The organism is Deinococcus seoulensis, from assembly GCF_014648115.1.
In the GTDB taxonomy this organism is placed as follows: Bacteria; Deinococcota; Deinococci; order Deinococcales; family Deinococcaceae; genus Deinococcus; species Deinococcus seoulensis.
The window spans coordinates 1-13,393 of the sequence record NZ_BMQM01000036.1 but is presented as its reverse complement, the minus strand read 5'-3'; the positions used below and the strand labels follow the sequence as shown (position 1 = coordinate 13,393).

Here is a 13,393-nt window from a genome sequence, read left to right as displayed (position 1 = left end):
CTCTCCACCTGACCTGCTGCACGGAATTGCCGGAAGAACCAATATCGGGGCAAGCCCAGCACACTGGTGCCTAAGCAAGGAGCGCGTGGCGTCTTGAAGGGCACCTGCGATGGAACGCAGCTGTTCAGGTATGCAGCATCGGCCGACGCCGGTGAAAACCCGACTTCTCGTTTCACTGCTACCACGATGCCGTGATGGGGGCTCTCGCCCCATCACACGGCCCTTAGCGTAAGTCTCCGTTCCAACTCTAGTGCGACCCCGGAGGCTGACACAAATGATGAGAATGCCCCCGACGGGGCATTCTTGAATGGCCATGAAACAAGAACAGCACACTGACGGGGACGCCTCCATCCTATTCCGCCGCATCTTCGACCTCCTGCGAACTGCCCCATGGTCGGATCAGCGACATGCCCGAACGTTCGCCTGGATGGTCGCCGGTCTCCTTCTGACCTGCGTTCCTCACCCAGCCGCGTGGTGCTCCTTTCGTGGTCTCCCGAGCCCGATACGCCCAGAGTCATGAACGACGATTCCTTCGCGCCCTGACGTCTTCCACCGTCCCCTGGCGCGCGGTCTACCAGCACCTCATGCAGGTCGCACTGGGTGACTGGGGTGATGCCCGCATCACCCTCGCCCTGGACACCACTCTCCTGTTCAAACGCTGGTGCGTGATCTGCGTCTCCCTCATCTACCGGGGGCGTGCCGTGCCGTTGTCCTGGCGCGTCATCCGTCATGGCAGTTCGACAGTGGGGAATCGGGAGATCTACCCTGTGCTTGCCAGCGTCCAGTGCCTGCTCGTTCAACTGCCACAGCTCGAAGAGGTCTGCATCTATGCAGACCGGGGCTTCCTGGATCACACGTTGATGGACGACTTCACCACCTTCAGATGGCAGTGGATGATTCGCGGCAAGGGTCCCATCCACCTCTTCGATCAGGACGGAACGTCCCTGGGGCAATTTCAGTCACAGCTCAGCCAACACGGTCAGTTAGTCGTGCGGCATGGGGTGTACGTCACGGGGCAGAAGTATGGGCCCGTGAACATCGCGGCGGTTCGGCCCTTCGGGCAGCGTGATCCGTGGTTCATCGTGACGAACAAACCCTGCAATGCACACATATTCGCGGAGTATCACCAGCGTACCCAGGTCGAGGAGGGCTTCCTGGACATGAAGAGCGGGGCATTCAACTTGGAGGACACGCGCCTGGATCAGGCGCACCAACTGGAGAAACTCTGGTGCGTGCTGGGAATGGCGTACCTGATGGTCGTGAGTGAGGGAACTGCTGCGACAGAAGAGGGAAAACGGCGGGAGATCGATCCACACTGGACACGGGGCTTGAGCTATGCGCAGATAGGGTTGCGTGCCATTCGCCAAGCATTGACCCGTCGAACGCCAGTCCTGGAGAGGCTGCGCCTCTCCCAGGCCTGTGATCCTGAACCGTCACGTCGTCGACGATCGCCATTCGGCTGGGACGTCGTTCAGGGTTTCTCATGACTTGTGTCAGGTTCCCAGCGGATTCCGTTTATTTCGTTGGCAGATCGGTGGTGTCCCGATCTGTCAACTCCACGTCCGGAACCCGCCCTGCTCCTACTCGCGTCCGCTCCGATTGAACGGCTTTATAAGCCATTCAATCGGAGTCCGTATCAGACCTCTCAAGCCCTGAGTTGAAAACGCCGTGTCAGCGGGGTCAAGCAGCTAAACGTACAATTTTGCGCGAATCTTGTAGTCACCCCAACGTGATGTTGAGAACGAGCAGCGGCACTTCCGCCTTAAAAGTTCCACTCCTGCGGAAGGATACAACCGCAGACTGAGCACTCAAAATCATCATCCTTCACGACATTGATCTGGGTACACGCTGGACACCGGCGGAAGGTGAACGCAGGCGAGAAGCCTTCCATGACGTCTTGAGGGAGATGCTGAATCGCGCGCTGAACAGATTCCCAGGAGTCTGGCTCAGGACAATAGCCTGTGGATTGGTTGGTGATCTGAGCGATGAATGGGGGCTGGCCTCGTTCCACGACAACCTCGCCTGCCGCCAGTACGGCGTGGCCGCCAGCGCAGACCACATGTTCGCTCCGACGTTCGGCGAGCAGCAGGACACCAGCCAGATCAACGATAAATGTAGCGGGAATGGAGAGGAGAGATGCAGGCTGCGTCTCGACCCAGTGCTGCAAATCAGCGTGATGGCGAATAGGGGTTCCAGTGGGCTCGCCTGCGACGCGCTGCAGGATGTCGAGCGGTCCAACGTATGAGTAGGCCCGTGGCATGTGAGCAAAGCGTATCGCCCGTGATCACACGGCAAGCTGAGAACTGGCTTGTACCCACCCTTGGCCTACAGAACCTAGTCAAGCTCCAGCAACTGCTCATCGGAGGGCTCCAGAAGCGAACTGGTGTGCTCCGGCGCTCCCTCATCAGTGCCCTGACGGCTCAACTCCACCCGCTCATCGTCCGGCGCGCTGACCTGGGTCTTCAGCAGCTGACTGGGCAGCTGCGCGGCCTTCGGATCAAACGGGAACGTCGGCAGTTCAGGAGGGGGCATCTTCAGGGCCGCCGCGCCGCCCGGCAGCATCCACGGCGCGAGGCGGTGCGCGGCCACCGGCGGCAGCTCCGTCACCACCACGCAGCGCTCGGCCGGCCACTGCTGCAGCTCGTCCGCCGTGATCAGCTCGCGCGGCCGCACCCCCACCGACTGCTGCACCTTCCCGTCCGTGCCGTCCGAGTTGCGCAGGTCCTCGGCCATCAGCTGACCGCACTTCCCGGAGACATACTCCGCCGTTTCGCTGTCCTTGGGCCGGTAGAAGACCTTCGTGTGGGTGTTGTCCAGAATGGTCGTCTTCCCGGCCTCCCCGTAGGCGCCCTCCAGCTGGGCGATCGACTGGACGTAGATCATGGCCACCATGCCGCGCCCCGCCACCGTGGACACCAGATCGTCCAGCTTCGGGATCGATAGTCGCCCCGCCTCGTCAAAGCCGAACAGCAGCGGCAGGGTCTGGGCATCCGGGTTCAGGTCAAAGTGCCGGATCAGGGTATTGATCATGGCCAGCAGCAGCGTGCGGAAGGCCGTGCCGGTGTACTCCAGCTCGGACTCCATGAACACCAGGTAGACCGTCGTGGGAGAGCTCACCAGATCCAGCGCCCGGAAGTCGCTCGCACCCGTCATCCGCAGGATGCCCTCGGAGAAGAGCGGCTGCAACTTCGTCAGCATGCCCGTCCAGGTGTTGTCCAGGTACTTGTTTCCTGCCACGGAATCCCAGTCGAACTTCAGTGGGTCTTCCCGCAGGAAGTCCACCAGCGATTCCCGCACCACTGGGTTGTCCACGCGCCACAGCTCCTTGCAGAAGCCCTCCAGGCCCTGCGCCGTCACCCGGCGAATGAACGGCAGCACTGGCTGCTCCAGAATCAGCGCCGCCTTGATGGCCGCCACCAGCGCGAACGTGCCGCGCCGCCCGAACGCCGCGTTGCTCCCGTCCGCGTCCGGATCGAGAATCATCGTGGCCACGCTCCGGATCGCCTCGTCGGTCGCCAGCTCGCGGAACGGATCGTAGCGGTGCCCCTTGCCCGTCGGGTTCAGGACGATGATGCGCTGCCCCATCGCCGCCCGCCTGGCGGCCGTCAGCCGGAACAGCTCGCCCTTGATGTCCACCACCACGGCGCTGTGCTCCCAGGACAGCAGGTTGCTCGTCAGGTGCAGACCCTTCCCCGACCGTGACGGCCCGCACACCAGCACGTGGCCCAGTTCCCGCTGCCCGAACGTCCCGGGCGCGATCCCGAACACGTGGCCGTACGCGAAGCCCAGCATCACGCCGTTCTTCAGCGGAAAGTGACTCTTGAGCGGCTGAATCTCCTTCTGCGACGCCCAGTGCGCGTTGTACAGCGCCTGATACCGCGTCTCCCGGCCCAGCGCGAACACGTGACCCGCCACCGCGATCACCGGCGGCCACAGCAGCAGCCACGCCGGCAGACCCGCCAGCAGAATGTAGGCGATCAGGAACGCCGCCACCGAGTACCCGAAGATCCGCACCAGGAACGCCCCGTAATTGACGGTCACCTCCAGCCCCCCGGTTCCGCAGCGGACTTCTCCGGCAGGTTGAACTGCGCCCACGACCTCATGCGCGTCGCGCGGTTCATCGCCATCTCCGGCTTCCACGCCGAACCCACCAGCAGCAGCGTGCCACCCCAGAACACTCCAGTCACATACCACGCCATCCGCAGCGGCGCCGTGTTGTGGAACCACGTCGTGACGTACGCCTCACGGCACGCCCCTGACTGCAAGCACTGCCCGAGGTACTGCGCGGTGTTGAACTCGCCCCGCTGCTGAAGCACCCGCGCCCGCGCGGTTCCGAACAGGCCCGCGTTCGCGTGCAGGAACGACTGCGCGCTGTACAGCACCGCTGTCATCAGCAGCGCGCCGCCCGCGAACTGCATCAGCCGCGGCCGCTGATCGATGTTGACCCGTGTGGCCATCCTCTTCCCTCCTGAAATCCTGTGCGGGTGAGTGCTTCGCACTCACCCCGAGCGGAGCGAGCACCAGTGGCGCGAGCACCAGTGGCGCGCTGCGGGAGGTGAAGGAGAAGGGCGGCGCTCTTCCCGCCGTTCTCCGGAAGTCGACGCGGCACGTCCTACCCGCCAAGCTCGATCTGGGACAGGCGCTCACGGGTGTTCTCCTGCACCTTCTGACGGTCCAGTTCCTTCTCTGCCTTCAGCTGCTTGTCGGACTCGTCATCGCCCACCACGCGCAGGGCCTTGAAGTCGTCACGCTCCAGCTTCTCCTGCCGCATGAACATCACGTGCACGTGCGCGTGCTCGGTGTGGGCGTGCTCACCGGCGTGGGCGAACGCGACGTACTGGGAGATGCCGTGGCGCTCCAGGGTGCTGCGTGCCCAGTCCTTGACCTGCTGCTCGTTCATGGGGGCGCCCGGCGACATGATCATCCGGTAGGCGTAGACGCTCTCCGGTTTCCTGGCCTCCTCCTCAATGAACCTGGCCACCTCGTGCTTGCTCAGGTCCTCACGCCCGGCGTTGAATCCTTCGCGGTACTGGCGCACCCCGTCCTTGTCTGGCCGATGCCCGTAATACTGGGCCGCGTCCTTGGCCTTCTGCACGCTGCCGCTCCTGACCTTCCCGCCCTTCGTCCTGACGAACGAAAATTTCGTCTTGACCACCGTGCGGGTGCTGGTGCCACTGCTGCTCCTCCCATTGCTCCGCACGCTCGCCATCCGGCGGGCGCCAGATAAACGGACAGAGGCGTGCTGCATGACCCGCCCGCTGACCCCTTCAAACTCTGGTCGTCCCATCAGCCCTCAGCCGTGGCGGGCACACCTGGCGCGCGGCCACGCACACTGGTCTCTGTCAGGGCCTGAAGCAGCTCCGGCATGTCCTCAACCGGCGTCTTCAACCGGCGCACCGCGTCGGCCCAGTACCCCTCCGAGATCCGGCGTACCTTCTCACGGTCCATGCCCTCCGTCAGCGTGAGCTGGTGCGCGATCAGGCCGCGCGCTGTTCCCGACTCCAGGCCCACGCGCACCAGCAGCTTCGCCATCCGGTTGAATCCGGTCGCCACCTCCTTCCGGATCACCTCCTCCAGCAGAGGCACCACCATCGATTCCCCCCACTCGCCCGCCTGCACGACCACCCCCTTTTCCAGCAGCTCAGCCGCCACGGCTGACAGCGACTGATTTTTTGCCAGCGCCACCCGCTCCAGCGCGTCCGCTACGTCCTCATCCACGTACGTCGTGATCTTCTTCCGCATTTCCGCCGCCTTTTCCTTGAAACTTTCCGTCGCACGTGCAAAAAACCACGACTGGCAGGACAGAAAACGAACGTGCGCGCTTACAGCACGTCAGATCCACGTGCGAACAACGCAGTCAACGTGCGAAAAAGCATGTGCTGGCGCGCGAAAACACCCAACGCACGTGCGCCCTTATCCTGCCTACCTCCGTGAGACCTTCCCTCTGACCGCAGAGATGATGAACTGCGGCGGCCTGTGCTCCACGGCTGTCTCTCCCCCGAGCGTTGTTCGGACCTGCCCGGGTGCAGCCAGGCTGCTGCGGGCGCTTCCGTGCCGGTGCTCAGGCCTGTGCACCTGGACATCCCGTGTGCCCGACATGGCCCTGCACGCCAGCCATCTGTTGCTGAAGCGTCAGGAAGGCCGCGTGAGCAGGGCCGCGGAAGTCCATCAGCGGTCCGTCCGGCGCCGTCGTCCGCCGGGCGTGGCCTGCCGCCGGATCTTCCTGCGTTTGGGGACGTCCGGGGTCTTGAGGTTCCGGTTGGCCTGGGCGAGTGCTGGCAGGTCAAGGGTGCCGCTCAGCAGTTCATCCATGGTCACGGCGATCCGACCTGCGCCGGCGGACATGGACCGCCTCACTTCACGCTCGGCTCTGTGCCGCGTCTGCTGGAGCCAGGTCTGAAAGTCAGGCGTGCTGGCGACCGCTTCCTCGTACCGGCTGACCTGGCTCTTCTTGTCCTTGGCGTTGCCGGAGTCGTAGCTGAACTTCTCAGCCAGGACGTACGCGGTTACCTCTCCTGCTTTGACGGCGGCCCGGTAGTAGGACAGCCACCTCGCGCGTTGTTCCACGGGCAGCGCGTTCACCAGTTCGCTCAGGCGGATGAAGGGCGGGTGCGGCCTGGCCGTGGCTTCCTGCGGGGGTGCCGGGTGCGGTGTCCAGTCATCGGTCATGGGTGAGCTTTCCTGAGCTGTCATGTGTCCTCCCCGGGATACGGAACAGGTCACCTGCCTCTCGCAGATGATACGAGTATCCTATAAAGTTATATCACCGCTCGAACTGCCGGACAGAGACCCACGACAGGCTCAGACTGAACCGCTCCGGCCACCCCTCAAGCCAGCGGAACATGCAGGAACCAGGCAATCCCGCGGTGTGCAGCGCGCACGCTTCCAGCTCCAGGGAACAGATGGCAGTCCGTACCGGGAAATGCCCGGGGGCACGGGTGTGTGACTGTGCAGTGCGGTCTGTGGAACTGGCCAGTTGAAGATCTGAAATCGTACGCAGGCTGACTCCAACGACAGGTGACTTCAGTTCAAGACTTTGAGCTACCCGCGAGGAGTTGCTGGAGTGCTTCGCGTGGAATCAGGTAGCGACGACCTACTCGTATGCTGCGCAGCCGTCCCGAGCGCAGCAGGGCGTTGATGGTGTTCTTGGAGAGCTGCAGCAGGGGTTCAAGTTCTTTGGGGGTGTAGACGAGTTTCTCTTGTGTGAGTCCGGTCATGTCAGCCCTCCTCGTGGGTCACGGCGTCCTGCATGGACGCGTGAAAAAGTTTCTTCGTCTGATGAATCGATGCATGTCCACGGCGCATGGTGGACTGCCGGGAGGGGCTGGCCTTTTTGTGCTGTTCAGGGTCCGTCAGGCGGCCCTGTAGACCGCGTTCCACCAGTCCGATTCTTTCAGGCGGCTGGTGAGCATCGCGCCAGGGTGTTTGATGTGCAGTTCCCGCATATCGATCAGGACCCGGTGCATCTCAGTCTGAAGGGTGTCCAGACCGCGCAGACCCTGGAGGTCCGCCTGCAGTGCCCGCCACAGCACCCGGTAGTAGTGCCGGACGCTCTGCTGGTCATTGAACACCCTGGCCAGGGCGGTACCGGCGGCCTGCACAGCGTCGCGTCGGCGTTGGGGGAACTCGGTCCGTAGGGCACTGAGCACCTCGACCAGTTCGCGCGGCCCGGCGGTCATCATGAACTCGGCCAGGTCGGTCGTGGGGTGGGAAGTGAGGGAATCTCTAGTAACCAGGGATTTCTGTCTGGTTTTTGGTAACGACCAGTGCAGGAGGTCCTGAGAAGAGTGTTTACCCACTGTGTGGGTAAGTGATTCCCTCACTTCCTGCCTGAACTGCCAGGCGGTGTGCCCGGCCTTGCGGTCGGCCGTCAGGTCCCGGTGGGTCACCAACTGGCCCTGGTCGTCGCGCGGAAGTTCTGCCGGGTGGATGCGGGCGTTCAGGCCGTCCCTGGGCGTGAGCAGGACGCACACCCAGACGCCGGTTCTGGCCCGCTTTTCGAAGACCTCGCCGGTCTCGCGGTTCAGGAATTCGGTGGTGGTCCAGTCACTCCAGGTGGCCAGGAGGCCGCTTTCACGGAGGTCACGGGTGGCGCGTTCGCAGGTGGCGGTGCTCAGTCCCGTGGCCAGGGGGAGTGCGTCGAGCACCGTGAACCAGCAGTAACTGGTGATGGCCTGGGCGTTGTGGCGCCGGGCATGAATCAGTGTGTAGGTGGCTTCGACCAGCGCGCGGTAGGTCAGGCGGGCCCTGTGGCGGGCTCGTGGCCTGATCCGGTTGGTGATACGAGCTTCAGCCAGGGCCAGGGCGCGTTCGATCTGGGCCTGGTGTGCGTGGGGTTTGGCTGCCTGCAGGGCCAGGAGGGTGCTGGTCACCGCGGCCTGCACGGCGGGCGCGCTGACCGGTGTGGCCGGGGTGGACGTGGTGCCACGTGGTGCGGGCACGGGACGTGGGTCGCTCAGCAGGGGGGGCTGCACGGAGCTGCGCAGGGCGGCCTTGAAACGCTGCGCGCCTTCCTCCTGCCGGGCCCGGTGCTGGGCGTCGGCGCGGGCCTTGTCACTCAGGTACCGCAGGGCGGCCGTGAGTTCCGCGGGCGAGCAGGCAGGGGTGCGTCCGGCGCGCAGGGTGTCCGCGACCCGCTGCACGGCCGGGGAGACGGAGGGGGAGTGTCCATGAACACTCCCGGTGTCTGAAGGGTGAGGCATTCGGTGGGGGCTCCTCTTGTACAACAGGGGGTCTGCCCGGTAGACTGAGGATACGTTCGTTCTTTCCTCGTCTATCGAGATCCTGAGAACTCCCGCCGGCCAGCGGGGGTTTTCTTTTGGGATGTCAGGCTGGATCGGGTTGGTTCAGATGACCTCCTTGTGATGCAAGTTTACAACATAGATGTGTCAAATTCCGCAGTGGGCTCCCCGGATCGTGACCGCGGGGCCTGACTGGAAATCCGATACGCCACTCTAAGGCATGGTTTCTGACCATCTGAGAGCCGATCTGTCATACGCCCCAGCAGTGGCGAGTGGGTCATCTGCCGTCTGGATCGGTGTTCTTCGGATCTCTTCGGCAGTCAGGTGGGGGTGCGCAGGTCACGTCCGCGGCCCGAATCGACGGCAGTCAGGTGGGGGTCCGTTCGGCAGTCAGGTGGGGGGTTTATTCGGCAGTCAGGTGGGGGCCCCATAACAGACAAAGGGTAGTTTTTCTCATCTGGAACGGTGAAAAGGAGTGATTGACCAGCTTGTTCAGGGATCGGGTGTGAATCACGCTGGGAGTGACCCCTGCAGGCCATCCGGCTTCGGCAGTCAGGTGGGGGTCGTTTGACAGATGGTCTCCACTTTCCCCGGTCCCGTGCCCCGGTATCCGGCGTTCTGCTCAGATCTGCTTGACAGGCAGCCTCTGACCCCGTGCGGACAGATGGCCACCGCGCGGCATTCGGCAGTCAGGTGGGGGTGTTCCGCTCCGTCATTTCGACAAGGGCGCTCAGCAGCACGTCCGGCACTTTCAGGACGACCTGACTCGCGAGCCACGTTTCGAAGAACGCGGGCCGGCCCTGCTGCCGGTCCAGGGCCTGCGTGCTCACCGGGTCGTACGTCCACCCGTCATGCACGCCCAGGGACCGCAGCAGGTCCAGCGTGGCTTCAAACCGCTCGATGGCCCTGTTCAGGTTCTTGTTCTGCCTCATGTCCATCACGTCGGGCAGCAGACTGGCGCGGGTGAGCAGGGTCTGCACGGTGATGCTGCGCACCGCGCTGGTGTCCTCCGCGGTCTCCCGGAGCCAGTACGTCACCTCGGTTCCGACCTGCTTGGCCCAGAGGTTCGTGGCGGAGTTGGCGGGCAGTTCCACGAGGCTGCGGAAGATCGGGGCGTACCGTTTCGGGAAGTAGCGGGCCCACTCGCCCAGCACGACCGTCCAGGAGCTGGGGATGACCTGTCCGTCCACCCGGCGGCCCCGGCCGCGCTTCATGACCGCGAGGACGCGTTCACGGGTGGCTTCCTCGGGGTCCTTCGCGTCGGGCATGATCAGCCACAGGCGCTCCAGATGAAAGAGGCTCTGCGTGCAGTGCAGGAGGTCTTTCTGCCGCATGCCGCCCTTGGGATGGGGTTTGAGGCCCAGCGCGCGGGCCAGTTCCTCGGGTCTGACCGTGATGGGCGCGAAGAGGTCATCACGGTCGTTCTCCAGCGCTTTGGCGGTCAGCAGCCGCCACACGTCGGACGTGCGGGGATCGAGGGTCATCAGCTGCTGGCGCAGGTGCTCTGGCCCGGCGTTCTCCTCGAAGTAGTTGAGGCTCAGGTCACCCTGACCCTCCTGGTACAGGAGGGTCACGTCGTTCCAGCCACCCGCTCCGCGGGTGGCCCGGTCAATCAGAATGCCGGGCTTGTTCGCCAGGGCCACCATCAGGGGTGGGGGTGAACTGGGAGGCGTGGGAGCTTCCCCCTGGTCCGGGGCCAGCAGGGTGGGCAGGTGACCGGCCCGCACGCCCTCCCGCAGCACCCACGCAGGAACGCGGGAAGGCAGCCGCACGAAGATCCCGTGGGGCTGCAGGTGTACGATGCGCGACCGCCACAGCTGACGTTCCTGGCTGTTCCCGGCCCGCACCCGCTGTCCCCGGACCAGGGATTCGACCTCGCCGGGCGCGACCCGGGAGCCCTGCTCAAGGGCCCACGCCGCTGCCCGCCAGCCCAGATACTCGGCCTTCAGTGCCTCCAGGGGACGGGGTGCGTCTGGAAAAGCCTCTTCCCAGCTGCTGAGCAGGAGTGCGGCCCGGCCCTCCTGACCTGCCGGCTGCAGTTGCGTGGCAATCCACCGGGCCATCTCCGGAGCTTCAGGAACACGTGAACGCGGCACAGGCATGAGTGTAGGGGAAGAGGGCAGAGGGAGACTGCTCTCTTCCCACTCAACCGGAGAGCAGACTGCCTGAAACGGTATGGGCGCCTGCGACAGCGACCTACTGCACGGCCACGCCGAAACTGGAAATCAGGGTGCGGAGTCCACCCTCAAATCCCATTCCGAGCGCCCGGAACTTCCACGTTCCGTTATGCCGGTACACTTCCCCGAAGAGCATGGCCGTCATACCGGTGAAATTCTGATCCAGGTCAAACCGCACGATCTCTTCGCCGTCATCGAGATTCTGCAGCCGGATATACGCGTCACCGACATGACCGAAATGATGGCCGGCAGCCTCATGGATGGTGACACAGACGATGACTTTGGCGATTTCCGCTGGTACCCGCTCAAGGTCGATGGTGATGACCTCATCGTCCCCCTCGCCGGCACCGTCGAGGCTGTCGCCGCCGTAGCGGACGCTGCCTGCCGCGTCCGCGGGGTGATTGTAGAAGATGAAGTCCCCGTCTCCGCGGACCTGACCGTTGGCCTGCACCAGGAGCGCACTGGCGTCCAGATCGAAGGGCTCACGGTCATCCGGGAACTTCCAGCCCAGCCCCACGCGAAGCCGGTGTAAGCCTGGCCGGTGTTCCGTGATGGATGTGTTACCGCCAGAGGTCAGGAGGACACTCACGCGCGGCCTCGCGCAGCGAGGGACGGAGCAGTACGCTCGAACAGCCAGGCAATATCGGCCAGATCAATGAACGCCAGATCGTCAGCCGTGGGTTGGTTGATCGTGACGATCCGCGAGGCCTGATGCTTGAGAATTGTTTCGAAGACGTTGCGCACCGTTCTCGCGTTCCCAAAGCTCTGGTCACGCTCGGCATACAGATTCGAGAAGTGGGATTTCAGCTGGTAAGAGGCGATCTGCGTTGACACGTAACCGTTTGATTCGCACATATGCTGGAAGATCCTCATCAGCTCCTCGCCCGTGTAATCATCGAAGTGAATGTAACGGTTGAAGCGGGAACGGAGCCCCGGATTGGTTTCGAGGAACGTATCCATCTGCTGGGTATAGCCCGCGACGATCACCACCAGGTCATCACGGTGGTCTTCCATGCATTTGAGGAGTGTGTTGATCGCCTCCTGGCCGTAGTTGTCATGACCTTCGGCTTTCAGTGCATACGCTTCGTCGATGAACAGGATCCCGCCACGAGCACGTGTAACCACATCCTGAACCTTGAGAGCGGTCTGGCCCGTGTAGCCACCCACCAGACCACTGCGGTCCACTTCAGTCAGGTGACCCTCTTCAAGCAGGCCGAGTTCCTTGTAAATCCGGGCAATCAGGCGGGCTATGGTGGTCTTACCGGTGCCTGGATTACCGGTAAAGACCATGTGGAGGCTCATCGGCATGGCTGGCATGCCCATGTCCTGCCGCATCTGGCGTACCCGCGCCAGGTTGACGGCGGCGCTCACCTCTTCCTTCACCCTCGCCAGACCGACCATTGAACGCAGTTCGTCCAGCAGGACATCCAGCGTGGGCTCCTGGACGATCTCCGTGGTGTGTTTCGAAGACGTCGCAGGGGCGCTCTTGACCAGGGTCGAACGGATCACGAGGCGCTCTGCCTCACAGGCGTCAATCAAGCGGGCGATCCTGTGATTGAGTGTGCGCACTTCCTCGTTCGCTTTCTGCCCGTCGACGGCAATAGCCACGGTTCCAATCTGTTCAAGCAGACCAATCAGACTCCGGGCGGTTGTCTTCTGCTGACTTTCGTCATAGACCAGTGCAGCCCGCAGGAACTCGGGCACCCTGCGGGCGTCGTTATCCTCCTCGAACACATCAGCGTACTCCCTGATTGTCTGTTTGATATCAACTCTGTCTTTCTTTGGCAGCAGCATCTCTGCCAGTTCGATCTCCTTGTGATGCAGAAATCCATCCGCATATAGCAGGTGGCCTATCAAGGTAAAGGCATAGAAACGGGCATCGGCATTGATTGAATACTTTTCGTTCTTCCATAACTGAGCCGCCGCAACAGGCTGCAGCAGTGTTTCTACCTGTTCGATCAGTTCGATCGCGCGAAGGTGCAAGGCGTTCATGAGAGGAATCATAACGAAGGTTCGTGCCTTTCTCAACAAAATATGACCGGTAGAACATTCTGATCTGTGATCAGAGCTCAACCAGAAGGCCGGGTGGCCGGTCAGCGCGGTCGGGGGGCAGGAGCCCGCTGCGGTCCCGCCCCCCGACCGCGAGAGTTTCCAAAAATCCCCTCCAGGGCGTAACGGCGAACATGACGTGCTGACCGGCGTTTCTTCTTGCCTGTGCCCTCATGCCGTCAGCAGGTGCCGGAACTTCCGGTGGATGTCTGCGGACTATCCATTTTTCATATACAGAAAACTAAATCGACTGCCCGATCATTCCTGATCTCACAGACCGCTCCACCGTAAGGTAGGGGGTCACCTGAGAATCGGCACCCTCTATGACTCCCCGAGCAAATCGACTTCCTGCCGTTGCAAAACTGACATCTTTCAGTTTTAAGCCGCATGCTGGCGAGTGCCGTCCCAGACGGCTAAAATCCGTTC

The 13,393-nt window shown here is 63.0% G+C and carries 12 protein-coding genes; 1 reads left to right on the top strand and 11 read right to left on the bottom strand.

Annotated features, from left to right (window positions below; genetic code table 11):
- Positions 1-584 precede the first annotated feature (584 nt).
- A complete protein-coding gene (locus IEY70_RS17990; protein WP_189066419.1) occupies positions 585-1,487 on the top strand; it encodes a transposase in 903 nt (300 codons plus the stop codon).
- Between the two features lie 275 nt (positions 1,488-1,762).
- Here the strand turns inward: IEY70_RS17990 and IEY70_RS17985 are convergent, their stop codons facing one another.
- The 11 genes from IEY70_RS17985 to IEY70_RS17935 all read right to left on the bottom strand — a co-directional run bounded on the left by IEY70_RS17985 (position 1,763) and on the right by IEY70_RS17935 (position 12,910).
- The gene (locus IEY70_RS17985; protein ID WP_189066418.1) at positions 1,763-2,260 is read right to left on the bottom strand and encodes a hypothetical protein; all 498 of its coding nucleotides are present in this window, start codon (positions 2,258-2,260) and stop codon (positions 1,763-1,765) included.
- Between the two features lie 74 nt (positions 2,261-2,334).
- Positions 2,335-4,041, bottom strand: a complete 1,707-nt coding sequence (locus tag IEY70_RS17980; protein ID WP_189066417.1) for a type IV secretory system conjugative DNA transfer family protein — start codon at positions 4,039-4,041, stop codon at positions 2,335-2,337.
- Entirely contained in the window at positions 4,038-4,457 is a 420-nt protein-coding gene (locus tag IEY70_RS17975; RefSeq protein WP_189066416.1) for a hypothetical protein, read from the bottom strand. The genes IEY70_RS17980 and IEY70_RS17975 overlap by 4 nt, the downstream gene beginning before the upstream one ends.
- A 155-nt stretch (positions 4,458-4,612) precedes the next feature.
- The gene (locus IEY70_RS17970) at positions 4,613-5,095 is read right to left on the bottom strand and encodes a relaxase/mobilization nuclease domain-containing protein (RefSeq protein ID WP_189066415.1); all 483 of its coding nucleotides are present in this window, start codon (positions 5,093-5,095) and stop codon (positions 4,613-4,615) included.
- A 191-nt stretch (positions 5,096-5,286) separates the two neighbouring features.
- Positions 5,287-5,742 (bottom strand): hypothetical protein, encoded by a 456-nt coding sequence (locus IEY70_RS17965; RefSeq protein ID WP_189066414.1) that lies wholly within the window; start codon positions 5,740-5,742, stop codon positions 5,287-5,289.
- 426 nt (positions 5,743-6,168) lie between these two features.
- Positions 6,169-6,693 carry a hypothetical protein gene (locus IEY70_RS17960; protein ID WP_189066413.1) on the bottom strand — a complete coding sequence of 175 codons (525 nt, stop codon included), beginning with the start codon at positions 6,691-6,693 and terminating at the stop codon, positions 6,169-6,171.
- A 335-nt stretch (positions 6,694-7,028) separates the two neighbouring features.
- Positions 7,029-7,217, bottom strand: a complete 189-nt coding sequence (locus IEY70_RS17955) for a helix-turn-helix domain-containing protein (protein WP_189066412.1) — start codon at positions 7,215-7,217, stop codon at positions 7,029-7,031.
- Between the two features lie 135 nt (positions 7,218-7,352).
- A complete protein-coding gene (locus tag IEY70_RS17950) occupies positions 7,353-8,702 on the bottom strand; it encodes a hypothetical protein (protein ID WP_189066411.1) in 1,350 nt (449 codons plus the stop codon).
- A gap of 728 nt (positions 8,703-9,430) precedes the next feature.
- On the bottom strand, positions 9,431-10,837 hold the full coding sequence (locus tag IEY70_RS17945; protein WP_189066410.1) for a hypothetical protein: 1,407 nt from the start codon (positions 10,835-10,837) through the stop codon (positions 9,431-9,433).
- Positions 10,838-10,937: 100 nt separating this feature from the next.
- A complete protein-coding gene (locus tag IEY70_RS17940; RefSeq protein ID WP_189066409.1) occupies positions 10,938-11,507 on the bottom strand; it encodes a TerD family protein in 570 nt (189 codons plus the stop codon).
- Positions 11,504-12,910, bottom strand: coding sequence for an AAA family ATPase (locus tag IEY70_RS17935; protein ID WP_189066408.1), 1,407 nt, complete (start codon positions 12,908-12,910; stop codon positions 11,504-11,506). The genes IEY70_RS17940 and IEY70_RS17935 overlap by 4 nt, the downstream gene beginning before the upstream one ends.
- Between the last annotated feature and the right edge of the window lie 483 nt (positions 12,911-13,393).